At 62.8% G+C, this 22873-nt stretch carries 18 protein-coding genes and 1 pseudogene; 6 read left to right on the top strand and 13 right to left on the bottom strand.

Features of this window, described 5'->3' with window-relative positions; all coding sequences use genetic code 11:
- Positions 1–2 precede the first annotated feature (2 nt).
- The 5 genes from BM017_RS26760 to BM017_RS26740 form a co-directional block, all read right to left on the bottom strand.
- Positions 3–3353, bottom strand: a complete 3351-nt coding sequence (locus BM017_RS26760) for a hypothetical protein (RefSeq protein WP_092250248.1) — start codon at positions 3351–3353, stop codon at positions 3–5.
- Between the two features lie 87 nt (positions 3354–3440).
- Positions 3441–4592 carry a MalY/PatB family protein gene (locus BM017_RS26755; protein ID WP_092250245.1) on the bottom strand — a complete coding sequence of 384 codons (1152 nt, stop codon included), beginning with the start codon at positions 4590–4592 and terminating at the stop codon, positions 3441–3443.
- A 59-nt stretch (positions 4593–4651) separates the two neighbouring features.
- Positions 4652–5245, bottom strand: coding sequence for an FMN-dependent NADH-azoreductase (locus BM017_RS26750; RefSeq protein WP_078048273.1), 594 nt, complete (start codon positions 5243–5245; stop codon positions 4652–4654).
- The gene (locus BM017_RS26745; RefSeq protein ID WP_092250242.1) at positions 5242–5682 is read right to left on the bottom strand and encodes a GNAT family N-acetyltransferase; all 441 of its coding nucleotides are present in this window, start codon (positions 5680–5682) and stop codon (positions 5242–5244) included. The genes BM017_RS26750 and BM017_RS26745 overlap by 4 nt, the downstream gene beginning before the upstream one ends.
- A complete protein-coding gene (locus BM017_RS26740; protein ID WP_071489535.1) occupies positions 5675–6151 on the bottom strand; it encodes a carboxymuconolactone decarboxylase family protein in 477 nt (158 codons plus the stop codon). Before BM017_RS26740 ends, BM017_RS26745 begins: the two co-directional genes overlap by 8 nt.
- 131 nt (positions 6152–6282) lie before the next feature.
- On the opposite strand from BM017_RS26740, the gene BM017_RS26735 reads away from it, so the two are divergent.
- Positions 6283–7659, top strand: coding sequence for a MocR-like pyridoxine biosynthesis transcription factor PdxR (locus BM017_RS26735; RefSeq protein ID WP_092250239.1), 1377 nt, complete (start codon positions 6283–6285; stop codon positions 7657–7659).
- 70 nt (positions 7660–7729) lie between these two features.
- On the opposite strand, the pseudogene BM017_RS28970 reads toward BM017_RS26735, so the two are convergent.
- The 6 genes and pseudogenes from BM017_RS28970 to BM017_RS26710 form a co-directional block, all read right to left on the bottom strand.
- Positions 7730–7843, bottom strand: a pseudogene (locus tag BM017_RS28970) (nucleoside hydrolase); the annotation flags it as partial.
- A 31-nt stretch (positions 7844–7874) separates the two neighbouring features.
- The gene (locus BM017_RS26730; protein WP_071489532.1) at positions 7875–9185 is read right to left on the bottom strand and encodes an MFS transporter; all 1311 of its coding nucleotides are present in this window, start codon (positions 9183–9185) and stop codon (positions 7875–7877) included.
- Positions 9186–9346: 161 nt separating this feature from the next.
- Positions 9347–9979, bottom strand: coding sequence for an N-carbamoylsarcosine amidohydrolase (locus BM017_RS26725; RefSeq protein ID WP_058426134.1), 633 nt, complete (start codon positions 9977–9979; stop codon positions 9347–9349).
- Between the two features lie 171 nt (positions 9980–10150).
- Positions 10151–10903, bottom strand: a complete 753-nt coding sequence (locus BM017_RS26720; protein WP_016977977.1) for a maleate cis-trans isomerase family protein — start codon at positions 10901–10903, stop codon at positions 10151–10153.
- A gap of 14 nt (positions 10904–10917) precedes the next feature.
- Positions 10918–11715 (bottom strand): alpha/beta fold hydrolase, encoded by a 798-nt coding sequence (locus BM017_RS26715; RefSeq protein ID WP_092250236.1) that lies wholly within the window; start codon positions 11713–11715, stop codon positions 10918–10920.
- Positions 11712–12845 carry an FAD-dependent monooxygenase gene (locus BM017_RS26710; protein WP_092250233.1) on the bottom strand — a complete coding sequence of 378 codons (1134 nt, stop codon included), beginning with the start codon at positions 12843–12845 and terminating at the stop codon, positions 11712–11714. The genes BM017_RS26715 and BM017_RS26710 overlap by 4 nt, the downstream gene beginning before the upstream one ends.
- Positions 12846–13152: 307 nt before the next feature.
- On the opposite strand from BM017_RS26710, the gene BM017_RS26705 reads away from it, so the two are divergent.
- The 4 genes from BM017_RS26705 (at position 13153) to BM017_RS26690 (ending at position 19032) form a co-directional block, all read left to right on the top strand.
- Positions 13153–14205: a 2,5-dihydroxypyridine 5,6-dioxygenase gene (locus BM017_RS26705; RefSeq protein ID WP_092250230.1), complete on the top strand. Its 1053-nt coding sequence runs from the start codon at positions 13153–13155 to the stop codon at positions 14203–14205.
- Positions 14206–14393: 188 nt separating this feature from the next.
- Complete coding sequence (locus BM017_RS26700) at positions 14394–14828, top strand: MarR family winged helix-turn-helix transcriptional regulator (RefSeq protein WP_092250227.1); 435 nt, start codon at positions 14394–14396, stop codon at positions 14826–14828.
- 188 nt (positions 14829–15016) lie between these two features.
- Positions 15017–15499, top strand: a complete 483-nt coding sequence (locus BM017_RS26695; protein ID WP_092250224.1) for a (2Fe-2S)-binding protein — start codon at positions 15017–15019, stop codon at positions 15497–15499.
- Positions 15499–19032: a molybdopterin cofactor-binding domain-containing protein gene (locus BM017_RS26690; protein ID WP_092250220.1), complete on the top strand. Its 3534-nt coding sequence runs from the start codon at positions 15499–15501 to the stop codon at positions 19030–19032. Before BM017_RS26695 ends, BM017_RS26690 begins: the two co-directional genes overlap by 1 nt.
- Positions 19033–19152: 120 nt before the next feature.
- Here BM017_RS26690 and BM017_RS26685 read toward each other — a convergent pair whose 3' ends face one another.
- The gene (locus tag BM017_RS26685; RefSeq protein WP_092250217.1) at positions 19153–19800 is read right to left on the bottom strand and encodes a TetR/AcrR family transcriptional regulator; all 648 of its coding nucleotides are present in this window, start codon (positions 19798–19800) and stop codon (positions 19153–19155) included.
- Positions 19801–19960: 160 nt separating this feature from the next.
- Here BM017_RS26685 and ggt point away from each other — a divergent pair, with 160 nt between their 5' ends.
- Positions 19961–21685: a gamma-glutamyltransferase gene (gene ggt, locus BM017_RS26680; protein ID WP_071488448.1), complete on the top strand. Its 1725-nt coding sequence runs from the start codon at positions 19961–19963 to the stop codon at positions 21683–21685.
- Here the strand turns inward: ggt and BM017_RS26675 are convergent.
- On the bottom strand, positions 21679–22800 hold the full coding sequence (locus BM017_RS26675; RefSeq protein ID WP_092250214.1) for an FAD-dependent oxidoreductase: 1122 nt from the start codon (positions 22798–22800) through the stop codon (positions 21679–21681). The genes ggt and BM017_RS26675 overlap by 7 nt on opposite strands.
- Positions 22801–22873: the final 73 nt, after the last annotated feature.

Raw genomic sequence — 22873 nt, 5'->3', positions numbered from 1 at the left:
ACTCAAGCGATCTTCGGTCCACTGCCACCCGGTGGATGCGGCTGCGGCCTCTCCGGCGGCGCATCCGTCGGCAGGCTCTTGGGTTTCTCGTTCGGGTCCTTGTAGCCCTTGTGCAAGCCGCCATCCAGGCGGTTGCTCGACGAGCCGCCTTTTTGTGGCGTCTGGTCGAAGTGTTCCCACTCCGATTGCTGGAAGCGGAAGATGCTGTCGTCGGTCGGCGCGTCACGGCCACCGTAATGGTGGATTTCGTAGTGGGCGTATTCGACCTTGTCGGCCCAGTTGTCCTGCAACAGACCGTCGCCCGCCAGGTCGCGGTACCAGTCGTTTTCCTTCTCGGTGGCCTTCTGCTTTTTGTTGTGGTCGACAAAGTAGCCGATGATCCCACCGACCACCGCCAGCACCACACCCACCAGGAACAACGGCCCGGTCAACGCCGCCGCCGTGCCCGCGCCAAACAGGGCCGCAGCCCCCAGTACCCCGGCCGATGCACCGAACGCACCGCCGGCCACTTGCAGGCCGCCGGCCGCCTGGGCCAAGGGGTCTTTGTCCTTCACGCCGCTCTTGATCGCCAGTGCGCCCAGTACGATGTCGGCAAAACCGCCGGCAATGTCCGTGGCCGGGCCCAGCACCTTGATCACGGAACCGGCGATCTTCGCCGATTTGGAAGCGCCGAGCTTGGCCGCGCCCGCAGCGGCCAGGCCGTCGTCCAGGTGGGTGGCCAGGCCTTCGGTGGCTTCGGTGACGGCCTTGTCGCCTTCGCCGAACATCTTGGCGATGCCGTCGTACTGGCTGTCCGGCACCGCGTCGAGGGCCGTGGCGATCTTGGCTTTGACATCCGAGGGCAGTTCGCTGACGCGGAATTCGAAGTTCGGCTCCTGCATGCCGGTCTTGCCCCAGATCTCCGGCAGAGTCTTGTCCAGCCCGAGGAAATCCACCAGGCCGCCTTTGCCCAGGCTCTCGCCGATCTTGTCGCCCAGGCGCACAAAGTGGCTGGAGCCGCCGGCAAAACTCAGGAAGTCCTTGGCGATGGTCATGCGTTGTGCTGGGGTTTCGCCGAGCTTGCCGCCTTTGCCCACCAGTTGGTAAATCCCGGAAAACAGGCTCACACCGGCGCCCAGTGAACCGAGGATGCCTTTGCTGTTGAGGGTGTTGAACACCTCGCCGAGCATGCCGCGATCGGCCACCGGGATGTAGGGTTTGCTCAGGGCGGTTTTCAGGTCGGCTTCGCTGATCACGCCGTTTTTCTGGTACACGGCGCCCAGCTCTTCCAGGGCCTTGGTGACGGCGGCGGATTTTTCCTTGCCTTGCAGGCCTTCGTTGAGGAATTTCTCCAGGGTTTCCTGGGTGCGGCGCGGCAAGTCCAGCACGTTGCCCTTGAGCACGCCTTTGAGCAGGCCGAACAGGTCCTTGGTCGCCAGTTCCTTGTTCTCGTCGGAGATTTTGCTCGGGTCCGACAGAATGGCATTCAGGTCGGTGGTCAAGCCGTCCGCCTGGATGTTCTGCGCGGCTTTGCTGGCGGCCGCCGGGTCGAACAGCGACAGCGACGTCAGGGTGTCGCTGAGGTCTTTCTGCGCCTCGTAGGTCTTGCCCTGGCTTTGCAGGTCCTTGAGGTACAGCACGTAGTCCGGGTTGGAGGTGAGGTCGAGCAGCTTCTGCTTGATCTCGTCCTTGTTCGGCAGCTTGTTGATCGCCTCGTCCATCTTCGACTTATAGTCGGCCTGCACGGTGGGGTCGTTGAACAGTTCGCCGATCTGCTTCTGCACGGCCTTGCCGTCGATGATGTCGTGCATGTCGGCCGAGGTCAGCTCGGTCTGCTTGTCATCGAACTCGCGCCAGGTCGTGCCGAATGGGCGCTTGGCTTCTTCGTAGCCGGTGATGCCATGGCCGTTCTGGTACGCGGCTTGCGCTTCGAGGGCCCGGACCAGCTTCGCACGCGGGTCGTCCTTGGGGATCGAGCCGTTCTTCACGCCTTCGCGGTAGGTGTCGATCAGTTGCGTGGTGGCCAGCTCGCTGACGCTGAGGGTCGGCGATTTGTCGTCCTTTTCATCGGCGTGCACGCCGGTGTCCAGGTTCAGCACATCCAGGTCGTCGGCCTTGGGCAGGTTGTGCTTGGCGCGGGTATCGTCCACCGAGCTGGCGCTCCAGGCTTCCCATTTGGCCGCCACGTCGTCGTAGAGCTGCGGGCTGAGCTCCTTGGAGACGATCACCTTGCCTTCGCTGGTTTCATAGCGGATTAGGCCGTCGCCCAGTTCATCCGGGGAGCCGAAGGTGATATCGGTGTTTTTCAGGAAGTCATTCGGCCCGGCCAGCTTGTAGCCTTCGCCCTCGCTGGTGTGGATCTTGGCCCAGGTGTCATTGGCGGTGGCGACGCTCTTGAACAGCTCGGGGCTGACGTCGGACGACACCACCACCTTGGTGCCGTCATGCAGCTCGTAGGTGAGGATGTGGTCTTTCTGGTCGTTGTTCCAACTGAAGTTCTTGTAGTCGTTCAGGCCCGGCAACGGGGTGTTGGCATCGGCCAGTACCGCGCCGTTGTTCAGTTCGCCTTCCACCACGGCTTTCTTGCCGGGGTCGGTGTAGACCGCGTGCAGGCCTGCCAGGTAGTCGAACAGCTTGGGGTTGTCGTCGCGGGCCACCACCATTTTCTGGCCGTTGCTTTCAAAGCGGATCAGGCCCGGGCCGACTTCATCCACAGGGCCCACCGTGGTGCCCGCGTAGGGCGGCCACACTTCATTGTCGCTGGCGCGTTTGTACCCGGCGTCTTCACTGCTGGACAGGCCGGTAAAGCTGGCATAGGCGTCCTTGGCTTTCTGGAAGGCTTCGGGGTTGTCACGCTGGCTGATGACGACCTTGGTGCCGTCCTGGGTCTCGTAGCGGATCACACCCGGTCCGGTTTCATCCGGTGGGCCGAGGGATTTGTAATCGGCGAGTTTGCCCGGCGCAGTGCCGTCGGCGCCGAGGCTCTGGTAGCCGGCATTCTGGCTGGCGACCACGCCGGTCAGTGCCTTGAAATCCTGGCTGACCTGCTTGAACAGCTCGGGGCTGTCCTGTTCGCTGACGATGATTTTCTTGCCGTCCTGGGTCTCATAGCGAATCAACCCGGGGCCGACTTCATCGGGCGGGCCGATGGCCTTGTAGTCGGCCAACGTCTCTGGCGGCGTGGCATCCTTGGCGGCCAACTCATAGCCGTCTTTTTTACTGGCCTCCAGCCCCGATGGTGTCTTGTCCTGGGCCTCGACCTTTTTGTTGTTGGCGCTTTGCTTGAGCAACGCATGGAACTGCGTGCCTGACTTGGGCGGCGTGCGGGGGAGGACTTTGGGGTCGGACGAGCGATCGAGGGGCTGGGTCGTCATGCCATGAAACTCCTGCTGTTACCGGTGGGGCGTATCGGCAAAAACAGTAACAGCAGGCGTTCGGCACGCGTTGCGAAAAATTGTGAATTAGGCTTGGCGGTGACGCAGGGCGCGCTCCATGCGCTGCAAGCCTTCCTCCAGCAACGCCCGTGGGCAGCCGAAGTTAAGGCGCACGAATTGCTGGCTGTCGTCACCGAATTCGATCCCTGCGCTCAAGCCGACCTTGGCCTGTTCCAGGAAAAACTGCTGCGGGTCATCCAGGCCCAACGCACTGCAATCCAGCCAGGCCAGGAAGGTGCCTTGCGGCGCGTGCATGACCACGCCGGGCAGGCGGGTCTGCACGGCGTCGAGCAGGTAGTCGCGGTTGGCTTGCAGGTACTGCACCAAGGCATCGAGCCAGTCGGCGCATTCGCTGTAGGCGGCGCGGGTGGCTTCCAGGCCCAGGGGGCTGACGCTGTCGACCATGCCGCAACGGGCCTGGTTGAAACGCTCGCGGATCTCGGCGTTCTGCACCACGGCAAAGCAGGTCTTCAGGCCGGCGACGTTATAGGCCTTGCTCGCCGACATCAGCGTGATGGTGCGCTGGGCAATCTCGGGGCTGAGGCTGGCGGTGGGGATATGGCGGCGACCGTCGAAGCACAGCTCGGCGTGGATTTCGTCGGAGATGATCAGCGCACCCTGTTCCAGGCAGGCATTGGCCACGGCCAGCAGTTCATCGCGAGGGAAGACTTTGCCCATGGGGTTGTGCGGGTTGCTCAACAACAGCGCGCCGGCGCCGGTCAGTGCCTGGCGCATTGCTGGCATTGGCGTGAGGTATTCGCCGTTGACCCACTCGAACGGCACTTCGATGCGCGGCAGGTTCCAGTGCCCCGGCGCCAGGCGGATCGGCCGGTAGTTGGGGGTTTGCAGCACCACCGGCTGGCCCGGCTCTACAAATGCATGCAGCGCCATATTGAAACCCGGCTCCACACCCGGCAAAAACAGCAGCTCATCCGGCTGCACGCGCCAGGCGTACTTGTTCCACAGGTCGGCAATGATCGCCTCGCGCACATCCGGCCCCGCGACGCTGTAGCCCAGCACCTGTTGGTCGAGGCGTGCGTGCAGGGCCTTCAGCACGGCGGGTGGGGCGGCGATGTCCATGTCGGCGATCCACATCGGCAAAACGTCTTGCGGGTAGCGGTTCCACTTGGTGCTGCCGGTGCCGAGGCGGGGGTGGATCGTGTCGAAATCAAAGCTCATGGGGGGCTCGTATCAGGGCGTCAGGCGCAGGAATGGCGCTGATTCTAGCGCCATTATTTTTATAGGCCAGAGCTGATTGCGAGCGACAGTTGCCGGTGCGCCTGTTCCAGCGCGCGATTGACCGCTTCTTCACCGCGCACCATGGCCGGCAGGTACACAAAATCTACCGACTCAATACCCACCGTCGCCAGGATCGCGGTCATGTACGGGGTAAGGAAGTCCGGTTCATGGCCTTTGCGGGCGTTACCCGAGCTGACCAGCACAAAGGTGCGCCGGTCCTCCAGCAAGCCGACCTTGGCCAATTGCGCATTCACCGTAAAGCTGCGCTGGATGCGCACCACGTGGTCGATCCAGGCCTTGAGCGCCGCCGGCACGGTGAAATTGTGCACCGGGGTGCACAGGATCAGCAGGTCGCAGGCTTCCAGTTCCACGATCAACTGTTCCGAGAGTGCCGTCGCCTTGCCGCTCAAGCCCCCCGCTGTGGTGAGTGCGTTGGCATATTCACGGGTCAGCGGCGGCAGCGCCTGGCCGCCATAGTCACGCTCGGTCACCTCGGCATCCGGTACCAGGTCTCGCAGCAGGGCACGGGCCAGTTTGAAGGTCTGCGCGGCTTTACCGTGGGGGCTGAAACCGAGGAGCAGGGCGCGAGTCATTGGTTGAGGTCCTGGGAAAAGTGCATGCCCAGGGGCAACAGGCCCTGGCGGAAATAGAAGCGTTGGGCCAGGGCCATGTGCATGCCGGTGTCCAGCACCAGCCAGCGATAGCCGTGGGCGCGGGTTGCGTCACGCACGTGGTCAAGCAGTCGTTCACCGAGGCGGCGCCGCTGCAACGTGGCGTCTACCACCAGGTCATCGATGTAGATAAAGCGGCCATACAGGGTGTTCTCGGTCAACCGGTAGCCGGCCAGGCCGATCACCTGGCCGTGTTCCCGCGCGGCGAGCAGGCGATAGCCGTTTTGCCGTTGGCGCTGGACTTGCTCGGCGAACGCCTTGGCGTCGGTGAGGTGCGGGCGCAGCTGCTGCATCACTGCAAAGCTGGCGACGCAATCGGCCTCGGTTTCCATCTGGACGAACTCGACGTGTTCATTCATGGCCGTGGTTCTCCAGGTGAGCCTTGATTGCCGCCGGCACTTTGCGAAAGCTGATGGCGACACGATTGAGGGCGTTCATCAAGCCGATGGCCAGGGTCAGGTCGGCGACTTCCTTGTCGCTGAACACCGCCGCGACCTGTGCGTAATCCGCATCCGGCACCTGGGTTTGCGCGACCGGCGTCACCACTTCGGCCCAGGCCAGGGCGGCCTGCTCACGCGGGGTGTACAGCGGCAGACCTTCGCGCCAGGCGGCCAGCAGCATGATTTTTTCCAGGCTTACGCCCAGCTTGAGCAGGTCGCGGGAATGGCTATCCAGGCAATAGGCGCAGCCGTTGAGTTGCGAGACTCGCAGGTACACCAGGTCGATCAGTTCTTTTTCCAAGCCGCAGCCGTGGATATAGCTGTGCACCGAGCCCAGGGCTTTATAACCGGCGGGGGCGGCCAGGGCGTAGTCGAGACGGTGTTTCATGGGCGATCCTTATTGCGGTGAAGAGATGCGCCATTTTCGTGGCTGGCCAGGTGGCCTGACAGGGGCATGATTGGACAAGTGGGTTGGGACATGATCAGACTTCGGCCTGTCTTCCCGCCGAGCCACTTGCGATGTCGTCGCTGCCCAAATACCAGGAAATCTACCGGCGTTTTCGCCAGGCCATCGACCAGGGCCAATTGCGCGCCGGCGAGCGCGTGCCCTCGGTGCGGGCGCTGGCCCAGGAGCTCAAGGTGGCGCGGGGCACGGTGGAGGCGGCGTATCAACTGCTGGTCAGCGAAGGTTTCTTCGAGGCGCGCGGGCAAGCGGGGACCGTGATTGCCGAGGCGCTGCCGCAGGTGTCGGTGAAATCCATGCCGGTTGCGCTGCCGGTGACTTCAGGCCCTCGGCCGTTGCAAATGGGCCTGCCCGCCCTGGATGCGTTCCCCCGCAAATTGTGGGCGCGCCTGGTGACCCAGCAAGTGCGCCGCACCGATGCGGACAGCCTGGCGATGGGCGACGTGCGCGGCACCCAGGCGCTGCGTGTGGCGATTGCCAGCTACCTGGCGTTGTATCGCGGCGTGGAGTGCACGCCCCAGCAGGTGGTTGTGTGTGCCGGGTATGCGGGTGGCCTCACCCTGGTCTGCGAAACGCTGGCGATGGCGGGGCAGCGCTGCTGGTTCGAAGACCCCGGGTACTTGCATGCGCGGCAGTTGTTGAGGCATCGCGGTGTGGAACTGGTGCCGGTGCCGGTGGATCGCGATGGGCTGGATGTCGCGCAGGGCATTGCACGGGGGCGTGGGGCGCGACTGGCGATAGTCACCCCGGCGCATCAGAGCCCCTTGGGTGTGGCGTTGAGCCCGCTGCGGCGGCAGGCCTTGCTGGAATGGGCGCGAGAGCAGGGCAGTTGGGTGGTAGAGGATGACTATGACAGTGAATTTCGCTATCGCGGGCAGCCTTTGGCGGCGCTCAAGAGCCAGGATACGGATGACCGAGTGATCTATGCCGGAAGTTTCAGCAAGATGCTGTTCCCGGGGTTGCGCTTGGGGTATCTGGTGGTGCCTGTGTCGTTGGTGTCGGCGTTTGAGCGTGCGGCCGAGGCGTTGCAGCAGCGTGGGGCGCAGTTGTTGCAATTGACTGCGGCGGATTTTCTCGAGCAGGGGCATTTCACCCGGCATTTGAAGAAGATGCGCCTGTTGTATGCGCAGCGCAGGGCGTATCTGGTGGAGGCGTTGCGCGTGCATTGTGCGGGGTATCTGCGGGTGGATGAGCAGGCGGGCGGGATTAATTTGCTGGCGCGGTTGGTGGTGGATGTGCCGGACCTTGTCGTGGCTGAGGCCGCTGGTAGAGCGGGGTTGGCGGTGCAGGCACTGTCTTCCTGGACGCTTGAGACTGGGCGGGGGCAGGGGGTGTTGATGGGGTTTACCAATGTGGCTTCTATGTCGGATGCGGTGGGGATTGTAGTGGTTTTGCGTGAGGTGATTGATAAGTGCATAACCGTTGACCAATAACGGATATGTACTCAACGCTGAGCAACTGAAAAAGAATGCGCTCCCACGCAAGGTGAGAGCGCCCGGCCGGTCAGTGCTTGACCGGCGTCGGCAGGGTCACGAGGTTGACGTAGCCATCCCGGAATTTCTTCTGGTCGACACCGAACACCACCTTGGCCTTCTGCGTGCCTATCAAGAAGCCTTGCATGGTGGTTCATCCGGAATAATTGGGGTTATCAGCGGTTCACCAGTTTCGCCGGCAAGGCGATGACCAGGAAGCTGCTGAGAATCAGGCAGCCGGCGAAAAACCACAAGGCACCCGCGCTGCTGCCTGTGACGTCAATCGCAACGCCCATCAACGAGTTGCTCACCAGACCGGCAATATTCGCCACCGAACAGGCCAGGGCAAAGCCGGTGGCCGCCGCAGTGCCTTTGAGGAACGTCGCCGGCAGGCTGAAAAACACCGGCACCGCGCCGATGATCGCCGCCGAAGCAATCGCGAACAGCGCCACGGTAGCCGCTACGTTATGGGTGAAGAAGGTGCTGGTGGCCATCGCCGCCGCGCCGATGAAAAACGGCACGATGATGTGCCAGCGGCGTTCGCGGTGTTTGTCGGAACTGGCGCCGATCAACAGCATGCCGAGCAGGGCGGCGACGCTCGGCAAGGCGGTGAGCACACCGATATGGAAGGTGTCGGTGACCCCGGCGTTGCGGATGAACGTCGGCATCCAGAAACCCATGGCGTAGGCGCTGAGCAGGATCGAGAAGTCGATACCGCCGAGCATCCACACCTTGAGGTTGAAGAACCCGTCGCGGAAGCTGTGCTTGCTGGCGGTGCCATCGGCGTCGTCCTTGTGCAGTTCGGTTTCCAGCAGGGCCTTTTCCTCGTCCGACAGCCATTTGGCTTGCTGGTAGGTGTTGGGCAGCGCCCAGAAGGTCAGCACGCCGAGCAATACGCTGGGCACCGCCTCGATCAGGAACAGCCACTGCCAGCCGCGCAGACCGCCGATGTGGTCGAAGTGACCCATGATCCAGCCGGACAGCGGGCCGCCGATCACGCTGGACAGCGGCAGGCCAATCATGAACAGCGCGATGATGCGCCCACGTCGGTGGGTGGGGAACCAGGTGGTCAGGTAGTACAGCACGCCCGGTAGAAAGCCCGCTTCGGCCGCGCCGAGCAGAAAGCGCAGGATGTAGAACTGGGTGGTGGAGGTGACCAGCATGGTGCATGCCGAGAGCAGGCCCCAGGTGATCATGATGCGCGCGATCCAGATCTTCGCGCCGACCCGTTCCAGCACCAGGTTGCTTGGCACTTCAAAGATGATGTAGCCGACAAAGAACAGGCCGGCACCGAGGCCGAACGCGGTTTCGCTGAACTGCAACTGGTCGAGCATCTGCAATTTGGCGAAACCGATATTGATCCGGTCCAGATAGGCGGCCAGATAACAGAAGCACAGGAACGGAATCAGTTTCCAGGTGATCTTGTGGTAAAGCGTGTTGACGGGATCGGCGACCGTGGTCGCCGGCGCTGCATTCGCAATGGGCATGGGGTGTCTCCTGGCGGTGACTTATGGTTTTTATACAGCCGCTTTTGTTCCAGCACTTCGGAGTGCTGTAGAAGCGACGTCCAAAGGCAGTGTCAGAAGACTGGGGCGTGTACCCCAGTTTTAGGCGAGACCGCACTCTATGGCGCGATTCTCGGTACCGTTTATTGCTCCCTGAATTTGCGCATTGCCTCCTGCTTGCTCACCACGTCGCCATACTTGCTGTCGATATCGAACAGATTGGCTTCATGGGGGGCCGGGTGCCGGTCGCCGACGCATTCGCGCACGACGATGGTGCGAAACCCGTGTTGCACTGCATCCACCGCCGTGGCGCGGATGCAGCCGCTGGTGGAACACCCGGCCAGTACCACGGTGTCGATGCCCTGTGCATGCAGCATCGGCGCCAGGCTGCTGCCGAAAAACGCACTGGCGTACTGTTTGGTGATCACCACTTCATCGGCCTGGGGCAGTACCTCGGCGCAGAACGCGGCCAGTGGGTTGCCTTCGACCATGTCTTTCATCACCGGGGCCTTCTTGACCCATATGCCTCCATCCAGGAAATGGCCGGGATGGTAGCGGATATTGGTGTGGACGACTGCAATCCCGTGCTGGCGCGCGCTGGCCAGCAGCTCCACGCTTTCAGCCACGGCTGTGACCACACCCGGCGCGAACAGCGGCGCGCCTTCGGTGGTGTAGCCTTGCATGAAATCGATCATCAACAGCGCGGCCTTTTTGCCAAAGCCGATGCGGTTGCCCCATACGCCCTGGTAATTGGCGTCGGCGGATTGTTCGCTCATCGTTTAACCCCCTCATTTCTGGACAGTGCACTTACCTTGTGGCGAGCGGGCTTGTCCCGCGTTGGAGTGCGTAGCGCTCCCGCTTTTTTTGGGGCCGCTTCGCAGCCCAACGCGGGGCAAGCCCGCTCGCCACAACTTGCCCGCTTGCCACAGAAGCCCGCTCGCCACACATTAATAGGCGCCGGAGAGCAGGGCTCCCGCGCCGGGTACGATGGGCTCAAGGTCCAGGGCCTTGAGCATGGCGTAGGTGGTGGCGATAGCGGCGGTGAGCACCGGCTTGCCGGTTTGCGCCTCGACCTTGGCCACCACCGGCAGCGACTGCATCTGCACGCAGGCGGACAGCACGATCACGTCGACACCTTCCAGGTTCATGCCGGCGACGATGGCCGGCAGGTTGGCCGGGTCGTGGCGGGCCACTTCGAGGTTGTCGGGGATCTCCAGGGCGCGCCAGTCCACCACATCAAAGCCTTCTTCGCGGATGTAGTTCACCACCAGTTCGGTCAACGGCTTCATGTACGGTGCAACAATCGCGATGCGCTTGGCGCCCATGACTTTCAGGCCTTCGATCAAGGCGCCGGCGCTGGTGATGACCGGGGCGTTGGCATCGTTGTCGGCAGTGGCCTTGCGCAGGCGTTGTTCGGAGTTGCGGTGATACCCCAGCCCCATGGCCATGATCGCCACCAGGCACGCATAACCCAGCACGTCTACCTTGGCGTCGGATAACTCGACGGCGCAACGGTCGGACTCACCGTCCATGGCCGCCAGTTCTTCCTTGCGCACCTGCTTCATGCGCATGCGGCTGGAGTGAAAGGTAAAACGCTCGGGACGGATCGCCTGGCGCGCGGTGAGCATCGCCGGGATTTCGGTTTCCATGGTGGTGTTGGAACTCGGCACGATCTGGCCGATGCGGTAAGGCTTCTGCATGGTGGTCTCCGTTTTTATTGTGTGAGGAAGTCGCCGAGGGCGTGGAAGAAACCGTCGAAGTCATCCCACGGAATCATGTGCCCGGCGTTGGGTACGCGGGCGACCTGGATGCGCGGTTGCAGGCCCTGGATTTCGGCAATGTCCTCATCGAGGATCACCCCGCCGCGACCGGCCACCATCAACAGGGCAGGGGCCTTGAGGTGGGGCAGGTCCTGGTGGAAATCCACGGTGTGGAAATCATTGAAGGCGCGCACGATGGCGGGCTCAAAACAGGTGTGCAGCCATTCGGCACGCAGTTGCAGTTGTTCGTCGGTCCAGGTGGCGCAGAAGGCGCGCATCGCCTCGGCATCCATGCCGACCAGGGATTGGCGGATCGAATCCACGTACCACGGCAGTCTGCTCGGGTACTCACGCCGACCCGGGCCAGACACCGGCGGGTCGATCAGCACCACGCGCTTCACGCCCTGCGGATGTTTGACCGCACTGCGTACGGCAAAACGGGCGCCCATGGAATGGCCCATCAGGTGGTAGCTGTCCAGGTTCAGCGCATCGGCAAAGGCACCGATGTCGTCGGCGCAGGTGTCCGCGCTGTAGTCGAGTTCGGGGCCGGTGGAGGACAGCCCGCGACCGCGCACGTCCAGCACATAGGTGTCGAACTGTGCGCCCAGGCGCTCCGCGACGAACCCCCAGGTGATCGCCGGGCTGGTGATGCCCGGGATCAGGATCAACGCCGGGCCTTTGCCGCCGTAACGCAAGTAATGCTGGCGAATGCCGTTGGCCTGCACGTTGCCACCGTAGAGGAAGGTGCTCACGCGGCCACCCCCGATTTCAGTTCCTGGGCGTACAGGTCATAGCCGTAGACCCAGGCCGGGTCTTCCTGGGTGCGCAGCCAGGTGTTGGCGTTGGACACTGCCTGCACCCGGGAGGCACGTTCCTTGCGGTTGGCTTCGTACAGCTCGAAGGCGGTGCGGTAGTCGCTGATGCCGGTTTCCTGCAGGCAGCGGGTGAGCATGGCGGCGTCTTCGATGGCCATGCCGGCGCCCTGGGCCATGTGCGGTTTCATCGGGTGACAGGCGTCGCCGAGCAATACCAGGCGACCACGGCTCCACAGCGGCAGTGGGTTGCGGTTGCGCAGCGGCCATTTGGTCACGCTGTCGGTGGATTCGATCAAGGCTTGCACAGTGGGGTGGTAGCCCTTGAAGGCGTCGAACATCTCTTCGCGGCTGCTGTCGACGAACGCGCCCTGGAAGTCCCATTCGGCGTGGGGTACGCCGGTCACGTAGTAGTACTCGTCGCGTTTGCCGGTGGTGTAGTAGACCATCATGTGGCGGTCCTCGGTCCACCACTTGATGCAGTCTTCGAACTTCAAGTCGTACTTGGCGAGTTGGTCGCCACGGATCAGTGCGCGGTGTGCGACCCAGCCGCTGTACAGCGGTTTTTCCACGCCCAGCAGTTCTTCGCGGATCTTGGAATTGATGCCGTCGGCGCCGATCACGATGTCGGCGTAGGTCACCTGGCCGTCGGCGAAGGTCAGGCGCACCTGGGTGTCGGTTTCCTCGAGGCTTTCCAGGCGCTTGTTGAAGTGCAGGGTGCCGGGCTTGAGGGTGGACATTTGCAGCGCATGCAGGTCGCCACGGTGCACCGTGATGTAGGACGCGCCGTAGCCGGTGAGCGGGATGCGCGAGAGGTAGTCGCCGGTTTCGCCGCAGCGGCTGAACCAGTGCTCGGGGTGCGAGCCCATCAGGTCCAACTGCTTTTCGATGCCCATGCGGCGAAAGATTTTCATGATATTGGGGCCCATGTGGATCCCCGCGCCCAATCGGGAAAACTCCGACGCCTGCTCATATACATCCACGTCGAAGCCGGCTTGCTGCAACAGGGTGGCAGCGGCGGCACCGCCCAGGCCTGCGCCGACGATGGCGATTTTTTGCGTGCTTCCCATGGGGCGTATTCCTCTGTCTTTGTGATTTTCGGTAGCGTCTGTCCGCAAGGTTTTTAAAGTGTATACGCTAATTTTTTGAAATGGGAAGCCTGTCTCTGAAAATTTATTTTCTGGCCGTACGGCTCCTGTGTAACGACATGTAGCCAATTAACATTGGAGTTGTTCCGATAGGTAACGTTGTGGCGCGCCGCTTGCAGTCTGTTCGTAATTCGGGTCTTATCGTTATTAAATGGCGTATACGCTATAAAAGTGCACTAGAGTGAAGCGCAGTGCCTGAACTTGGTGCGGGCCCACAGGAGACAGGAAAATGCCGGTAAGCGATTGCGAATTGACCCAGATGTTCGAGCACGTGTTGAAGCTGTCCAGGGTCGACCCGACCCAGAGCGTCGCCGTGCTCAAGAGCCATTATTCCGACCCGCGCACCGTGCGCGCCGCGATGGACGCCGCGCAGCGCCTGGGGGCCAAGGTGTATGCGGTGGAGTTGCCATCGTTCAACCATCCCAAGGCCATGGGCAACGACATGACCGCCTACTGCGGCGACACCGCGCTCACCGGTAATATCGCCGCCCAGCGCGCCCTGGAGGCGGCGGATCTGATCATCGACACCATGATGCTGCTGCACTCGCCGGAGCAGGAGCAGATCCTCAAGACCGGCACGCGCATCCTGCTGGCCGTGGAACCTCCGGAAGTGCTGGCGCGCATGCTGCCCACCGAAGAGGACAAGGTGCGTGTGCTGGCGGCCGAGCAGTTGTTGAAGAAGGCGCGTTCGATCCATGTCAAATCCCGCGCCGGCAGTGACTTCCGTGCCGCCCTGGGGCAATACCCCTCCGTGACCGAATACGGCTTTGCCGATGAACCGGGGCGCTGGGACCACTGGCCCAGCGGTTTCCTGTTTTCCTGGCCCAACGAAGAAACCGCCGAGGGCGTGCTGGTGCTGGACATCGGCGACATCCTGCTGCCCTTCAAGACCTACACCCGCGAGAAGATCACCCTGGAGATCGAGAAGGGCTTCATCACGAAGATCCACGGGGGGTTCGAGGCCGAGTACCTGCGTGACTACATGAAGTACTTCAACGACCCCGAGGTGTACGGCATCTCCCATATCGGCTGGGGCCTGCAGCCACGGGCGCAGTGGACCGCCATGGGCCTGCACGACAAGAACGACGGCATGTGCATGGATGCGCGGGCGTTCTATGGCAATTTCCTGTTCTCCACCGGGCCGAACACCGAAGTCGGCGGGACACGCAAGACGCCGTGCCATATGGACATTCCGCTGCGCAATTGCGATGTGTACCTGGATGATGAGGCCGTCGTGATTGCAGGGGATGTGGTTGCCCCAGCAGGCTCCCTGGCCCGCTGATTAACCCGTGTGGGAGGGGGCTTGCCCCCGATGGCGGAGGAGCAGCTGGAAATTAGCTCGCTGATACACCGCCATCGGGGGCAAGCCCCCTCCCACATGTAGACTACATTCGAGCATGAGAAACTTGAGTGCATCCAACAACGAAGCCATCATGCTTCCCCATCGCCAGCCATCCACCGAGCCAAGCCGTGCCTGATTCCTACGTCTTTTCTGAACAAGTTGGCCACCTGCTGCGCAAGGCCTACCAGCGCCACCTGGCGATCTTTCAGCAGAATGTCGGCGACTCACAGCTCACCGCCGTGCAGTTCGTGACCCTGTGCGCACTGCGCGATCACGGTGCAAGTTCGCTGACCGAGTTGGTCAAGGCGACTGCGGTGGACCAGGCGACCATCCGTGGGATCGTCGAGCGGCTCAAGGCCAAGGCACTGATCAGCCTGGAACCGGACCCGCAGGACAAGCGCAAGGTGGTGGTGGACCTGTCCCCGGCAGGCGCCGAACTGGTCGCCCAGACCACGCCCCGTGCCGCCCAGATCAGCGAATTGACCATGAGCAATCTCAACCCCGCCGAACGGGTGGCGGTGCTGTTCCTGCTGCGCAAGATGATTGACGATCCCCAGGACTGATTGGGGTGGGCGCCCCCCCTCACCACAATATCCCCGCTCGCCAAAGCATTCCCTGGCACCGATCTTGCTCTAAGTTCGTGTAGTAATCACTTCACCAGTCAAGTGTGTCGCGAGGCCCCAGGTCCGCGACGCTTTTTTTTGACTGTTTCATGTAGTGGGTACTTCATCAACTGTTACGGGCGAAGCACATGATCAGCCAGCACATCACAGTAGCGCTTGAGGTCAACGGGCAAACACACGAAGTCAGCGCCATGGCGGACACGCCGCTGTTGCTGGTGCTGCGCAATGACCTGGAACTCAATGGTCCCAAATATGGCTGTGGCCTGGGGGAGTGCGGTGCCTGCACTGTGATCATCGATGGGGCGGCGGCGCGCGCCTGCGTGTTTCCGTTGTCGGGGACCGTGGGCCGCGAGATTGTCACCCTCGAAGGCCTGGGCACGCGCCAGGCGCCGCACCCGGTGCAACAAGCCTTTATCGACGAGCAGGCCGCGCAATGTGGCTACTGTCTCAACGGCATGATCATGACCGCCAAGGCCTTGCTCGACCGTAACCCCAACCCCAGCGAAGCCCAGGTGCGCAACGAGCTGTCGGGCAACCTCTGCCGCTGCGGCACCCATATCGAAATCCTGCGCGCCGTGCTGCGTGCGGCCCGCCTGATGACCGTGGAGTGATGACCATGCCGAACATTCCGCTTTCCCGTGACCAATGGCTGGCCAAGGCCGGTGTCCTGTTGATCGTCGATGATGTGCTGCCGCCCTCGGGGCCAGTGGCCAAGGGGGGCACGCCCACGGTCAAGCCCAAGGAGCTTGGGCTGTTTATTGCGGTCAACGATGACGGCCTGGTGTATGCGTTCAACGGCCATGTGGACCTGGGCACCGGCATCCGTACGTCGCTGGCGCAGATCGTGGCCGAGGAACTGGACCTGGCGATGGACCAGGTGCAGATGGTGCTTGGGGATACCGAGCGCGTGCCCAACCAGGGCGCGACGATTGCCAGCGCTACGTTGCAGATATCAGCAATCCCCCTGCGCAACGCGGCCGCCGAAGCCCGGCGTTTTCTGTTGGCGCGGGCAGCGGGGCGCTGGGGCGTGAGTACAGCCGGCCTGAAAGTGGATGCTGGCGTTATTCAAGCGCCGGATGGGCGCACCACCACCTATAGCGAACTGGTCAGCGGCCAGCACGACCAACTGCGCATCAGCGGCGACGCGCCGCTAAAGGCCGCTGAGGACTATCGCTTGGTGGGCAAGGGCGCCGCACGGGTGGATATCCCCGGTAAGGCCACCGGTGAGCTGACTTACGTGCACGACATGCGCGTACCGGGCATGCTCCATGGCCGGGTGATCCGCCCACCGTATGCGGGGCTGGATTGCGGCGATTTTGTCGGCAACAGCCTGTTGAGCGTGGATGAGTCGTCCATCGCCCATATTCCCGGCATTGTTGCGGTGGTGGTCATCCGCGATTTTGTCGGCGTGGTCGCGTTGCGTGAGGAGCAGGCGATCAAGGCCGCCAGCGCCTTGCAGGTGCACTGGAAACCCTGGAACAACGCCTTGCCGGACATGCGTGATGTCGAGCAGGCCATCCGCGACAACCCTCGCGTGCGCCGCACCGTGCTTGACCAGGGCAATGTCGATGAAGCCCTGGCGGGTGCCAGCCAGCGCATGCCGCGCAGTTACCTGTGGCCATACCAGATGCACGGCTCGATCGGCCCCTCCTGTGGCGTGGCGGATTACTCGCCGGCCGGCAGCCGGGTGTGGTCGGGCAGCCAGAATCCGCATCTGCTGCGCGCCGACCTGGCGTGGCTGCTGGAGTGTGATGAGGCGTTGATCGATGTGATCCGCATGGAAGCCGCCGGCTGTTATGGGCGCAATTGTGCGGATGATGTGTGTGCCGATGCCTTGTTGCTGTCCCGTGCAGTCGGCAAACCGGTACGCGTGCAATTGAGCCGTGAACAGGAACACCTGTGGGAGCCCAAGGGCACTGCGCAGTTGATGGATGTGGATGGCGGCCTGAACGCCGATGGCAGCATTGCCGCCTACGACTTTGAAACCAGCTACCCCTCCAACGGCGCGCCAACCCTGGCGTTGTTGCTGACCGGCCGCGTGGAACCGGTGGCGGCGATGTTCGAGATGGGCGATCGCACCTCGATCCCGCCCTACGACATCGACAACATGCGCGTGAGCATCAACGACATGGCGCCCATTGTGCGCGCCTCGTGGATGCGCGGCGTGTCGGCGTTGCCCAACACCTTTGCCCACGAATCCTATATCGATGAACTGGCCTTCGCCGCCGGTGTCGACCCGGTGGAGTATCGCCTGCGCTACCTCAAGGACGAACGCGCCATCGACTTGGTCAAATCCACCGCCGAGCGCGCCAATTGGGCCCCGCGCACCGCGCCGATGCAGACCGCCAATGAGGACCACCTGCTGCGTGGCCGGGGCTTTGCCTACGCGCGCTACATCCACAGCAAGTTCCCCGGTTTCGGCGCGGCGTGGGCGGCGTGGGTGGCGGACGTGGCCATCGACAAGCAGACCGGCGATGTGTCGGTGACCCGCGTGGTGATCGGCCATGACTCGGGGATGATGATCAACCCGACCGGGGTGCAGCATCAGATCCACGGCAATGTGATCCAGTCCACCAGCCGTGTGCTGAAAGAGCGCGTGACCTTTGAAGAATCGACGGTGGCGAGCAAGGAGTGGGGCGGTTACCCGATCCTGACCTTCCCTGAAGTGCCGCAGATTGACGTGATGATGATGCCGCGCCAGGACCAGCCGCCCCTGGGCGCCGGTGAGTCGGCATCGGTGCCCAGCGCGGCGGCGATTGCCAATGCGATCTACGACGCCACCGGCATTCGTTTTCGCGAGTTGCCGATCACCCCGGAGCGGGTGTTGGCGGCGCTGAATGCCGGCACCCTGGGCGAGCCGGCCAAGTCGCCGGAGAAACGGCGCAAATGGTGGTTCGGCGCGCTGTTCGCCACCCTGGGCGCGGTGCTGGCGACGGCCTGGCCATTCCACAATGAAATCGCCCCGATTGCGCCGCCCAGCGCCGGCACCTGGTCCAAGGCCACTCTGGAACGCGGGCGCTTGCTCGCGGCAGTCGGCGATTGCGCGGTGTGCCATACGGCGCCGGGCGGCGCGACCAATGCCGGTGGGCTGGCGATGCAAACCCCCTTCGGCACGCTGTACAGCAGCAATATCACCCCGGACGTGGAGACCGGCATCGGTGCCTGGTCGTACCCGGCGTTCGAGCGTGCGATGCGCGACGGTATCGGCCGCGACGGGCGCAACCTATACCCGGCGTTTCCCTACACGGCGTTCCGTAATATCAACGATGCGGACATGCAGGCGCTGTACGCCTACCTGATGTCCCAGGCGCCGGTGAGCCAGGCGCCGACGCCGAATGCCATGGGCTTTCCGTTCAACATCAGGCCGTTGATGGCGGGGTGGAATGCACTGAACCTGCGACGTGGCGAAATCACCACGCAGCCGGAGCGTGGCGAGCAATGGAATCGTGGCAACTACCTGGTCAATGGCCTGGGGCATTGTGCGGCCTGTCATTCCCCTCGCAATGTGATGGGAGCGGAGAAGGGCGGCAAGGCGTTCCTGGCCGGGGGCATGGTCGATGGCTGGGAAGCACCGGCACTGACCGGCCTGTCCAAGGCGCCGACGCCATGGACCGAAGACCAGTTGTTCACCTACCTGAGTACCGGCTATTCCGACGCCCATGGCGTGGCCGCAGGCCCGATGGGACCGGTGGTGAGTGAATTGTCCAAACTGCCCAAGGCGGATATCCGCGCCATGGCGGTGTACCTGGCGTCGCTCAATGGCGAAGCCGCAGCCGAGGCCCAGGTGGCGGCCGCCGTCAGCGTGCCGAATCCCAATGGCCGACGCGTATTTGAAGGTTCATGCAAGGCCTGCCATGCCGAGGGGCTGGGGCCGAAGCTGTTTGGGGTAAGCCCGTCGCTGGCGACCAATACCAATGTGCACAGCGACCAGCCGGATAACTTGATCAAGGTGATTCTGCAAGGCATCAGCCACCCGGCGACCAAGGACCTGGGGTATATGCCGGGATTCAAGGACAGTCTGTCGAACAGCCAGGTGGCGGATCTGGCGGCGTATCTGCGCGGGCAATTTGCGCCGAATGCGCCGCAGTGGAAGGGGTTGGAGCAGAAGGTGGCGCATCTGCGCGCCAACCCCGGCACCCATTGACGCAATGGGGTAAAACATGTGGGAGGGGGCTTGCCCGCGATAGCGGTGCATCAGCCAGCCTATGTTTAGCTGACCCACCGCTATCGCGGGCAAGCCCCCTCCCACAGTTGGATTCGGTTCTTACAGGGAGGTCGGGGTGACGCCGCGTACCACTAAATCGCTGATAAACCCCAGCCAATCCTGCTGCTGCCCTTTGTTCGCCAGGTCTTCACCGAGGAATGAGCTGAGGGTATGCCGGTTGGAGTTATAGAAGTAGCAGAGCGAGGCGATCATCAGGTACACGTGCTTGAGGTCGACATCCTGGCGAAACACGCCCTGGGCCTGGCCGGCTTCGATGATCGGCTTCAAGACGCCCACGGCCTCCCCCGACAACCTGCGCATCTCGCCGGATTGCTGGGCATGCTTGCCCTGGTGCAGGTTCTCGATGCTCAGGATCGCCACGAATTCCGGGTGCTTGACGTAGTAATTCCAGATAAACGCCACCAGGTCGCGCAGGGCCTGCTCCGGTGCGTCCAGGTCCAGCTTGAGCTTGCTTTCGGCTTGGTTGAACTGCTCATAGATGTGTTCCAGCACGCAGACGAACAGGTGTTCCTTGCTGCCGAAATAGTAATAAAGCATGCGGTCGTTGGAGTCGGCTTCCTTGGAAATGCTGTCGACGCGCCCGCCGGAATAACCGTCACGGGTGAACACCTTGACCGCCGCCTGGAGGATGCGCGCGCGGGTCTGGTCGGCCTGTTGGGCGCGAATGCCGGTCTTCTTGATCACCATGTCAGAGCGCCTTGCAGGACAGTCAGGGCGCGAAATATAGCATGGGCTTTTTCACGTCCGTTCCATGACCGACAAGTTCTGTAATAAAAACGCCATTGCGCTGGGGATTAAATCCGCAACGGGCTATTTTGGTGCGTCTCAATAACTAGAGTAGCCATGGATGAAATACCAACCTTTCAGCCGTACCTTGATTGCCACCGCCCTGGTGTTGACCGTCAGTGGTGTGCAGGCCGCTTCCCAGGCCCCGGTGGCCGGTGAAAACGGCATGGTGGTAACGGCCCAGCATTTGGCCACTCATGTGGGGGTAGACGTGCTCAAGGCCGGCGGTAATGCGGTCGACGCTGCTGTCGCCGTGGGCTATGCGCTGGCGGTGGTGTACCCGGCGGCGGGTAATCTGGGCGGCGGCGGTTTCATGACCGTGCAACTGGCGGACGGGCGCAAGACCTTCCTCGACTTCCGCGAAAAAGCCCCGTTGGCGGCGACCGCCGACATGTACCTGGACAAGGACGGCAACGTCATCGACGGCCTCAGCGCCAAGGGCCACCTGGCCGTCGGCGTCCCCGGCACCGTGTCGGGCATGGAACTGGCGCTGAGCAAATACGGCACCCTCAAGCGCGCCCAGGTCATCGCCCCGGCGATCAAGCTGGCGGAAAACGGCTTTGCCCTGGAGCAGGGCGATATCGACCTGCTGCACACCGCCACCGGCGAATTCGAAAAAGACAAGGACATGCGCGCAATCTTCCTGCACAACGGCCAGCCGATGCAGGTCGGCCAGAAGCTGGTGCAGAAAGACCTGGCCAAGACCCTCAAGGAAATCTCGGCCAAGGGCAGCGATGGTTTCTATAAAGGCTGGGTGGCCAAGGCGCTGGTGGATTCCAGCCAGGCCGGCAAGGGCATCATCACCCAGGCGGACCTCGACAAGTACAAGACCCGCGAACTGGCACCCATCGAGTGCGACTACCGTGGCTACCACGTGGTCTCGGCACCGCCTCCAAGCTCGGGTGGCGTAGTGATCTGCCAGATCATGAACATTCTCGAAGGCTACCCGATGGCCGACCTGGGCTATCACTCGGCCCAGGGCCTGCACTACCAGATCGAAGCCATGCGCCACGCCTACGTGGACCGCAACAGCTACCTCGGCGACCCGGACTTCGTGAAGAACCCGATCGAGCACCTGCTGGACAAAAACTACGCGGCCAAACTGCGTGACGCCATCGAACCGCAAAAAGCTGGCGATTCCCAGGCGATCAAGCCGGGCGTGTCGCCCCATGAAGGCAACAACACCACTCACTACTCCATCGTCGACAAGTGGGGCAACGCGGTGTCGGTCACTTACACCCTCAACGACTGGTTCGGTGCGGGGGTAATGGCGAGCAAGACCGGGGTGATCCTCAACGATGAAATGGACGACTTCACCGTCAAGGTCGGCGTGCCGAACATGTACGGCCTGGTCCAGGGTGAAGCCAACGCCATCGCACCGGGCAAGGCGCCGCTGTCGTCGATGAGCCCGACCATCGTGACCAAGGATGGCAAGGCGGTGATGGTGGTCGGTACGCCGGGTGGCAGTCGCATCATCACGGCGACCTTGCTGACCATCCTGAATGTCATCGACTACAAGATGAACATCCAGGAAGCCGTGGACGCACCGCGTTTCCACCAGCAGTGGATGCCGGAAACCACCAACCTCGAGCGGTTTGCAGTGAGCCCGGATACCCAGAAGATCCTCGAAAGCTGGGGCCACAAGTTTGCCGGCCCGCAGGATGCCAACCACTTGGCGGCGATCCTGGTGGGCGCGCCGTCCCTGGATGGCAAGCCGGTGGGTAACAACCGCTTCTATGGGGCGAATGACCCGCGTCGCAATACGGGGCTGTCGTTGGGCTACTGAGGCGTGAGGTGGTGATGCAGGTGGGCCAGGGACAGCGCCAGGCTGTCGTGGGATAACTGGATGGCGGCGGCTTCGGCGCTGCCCTGGGCCGCCGGTATCACTCGTTCGAACATGTGGTTTTCATAGGCCTGCACTGCTGATGAGCAGTCGGGTGTCTCCAGCAGGTGCTGCGCCAGTTCGGCCGCATCCAGCATCGCCGCGTTCACCCCTTCGCCGCCAAACGGCGACATCAGATGGGCCGCATCGCCGATCAGCGTCAACCCCTGGCGGTGGCACCAGCGATGGCCGACGGGCAGGGCGTGGATCGGTCTCGCCAGTAGCGTCTCGTTCGCCGCATCAAACAATGCCAATACCTGCGGGTGCCAGCCATGGAACTGGGCTTTCAGTGCGGGCAGGCTGAGGTGATCGGCGCCCCAGTCTGATGGCACGCGAAAGATCGCATAGCCGCGCAAATGCGCGTTGGCGTTGCGCTGCACGATGATCGCCCTGGCTTCGCCGGCAACCTGCAGGGTGCCTCGGCCGACCAGTCCGGCGAGGTGCGGGTGCTGACGGTCTGCATCGTCGATGCCGAACTCGATGAAGGTCAACCCGCTGTATTGCGGCTGATAGGTCGACAGCAGCGAGCGTATTTTCGACCAGGCGCCGTCGGCACCCACCACCAGGTCGAAGGGGCCGTGGGTGAGGGCGCCTTGATGCAGTGTCCAGCGTTCATCACCGGTCGGGCGAACGTCGGTGACGCTGACACCCCAGCTCACGCAGTCTGGCGGCAGTGAGTCCAGCAGCGCCTGGCGCAAGGCGGTACGGTCGACTTCAGGGCGGTCGCCTGCGTCCGGGTTGGGGGCTTCGAACAGCAAGCGACCGTGCTGATCCATCAAGCGCGAGCCTTGGTCTTCGTAACGGGCGATGCGTTTGAATGCCTCCTCCAGGCCGGCACGCTGCAAGGCGAGTTGGCCGGATTCGGCATGCAGGTCCAGCGTGCCACCTTGTGGGCGCTCCAGCGGGCTGCGTTCACGTTCAAATACGCTGGCGTGGACGCCATGGCGGTAAAGGATTCGCGCCAAGGTCAACCCGCCGGGGCCGGCGCCGACGATGGCGATGCGCAATGAGGTATTCATGAAATTGTCCTTGGCGATGTTTATAGGATCCTATACATTTAGTTCATAGGATCCTATGGAAAGTCAACGCCCT

This window comes from Pseudomonas sp. NFPP04, from assembly GCF_900113815.1.
GTDB lineage: Bacteria > Pseudomonadota > Gammaproteobacteria > Pseudomonadales > Pseudomonadaceae > Aquipseudomonas > Aquipseudomonas extremorientalis.
Note: the sequence above shows the minus strand (reverse complement) of the source record. Positions and strands in the feature narration are given on the sequence as shown.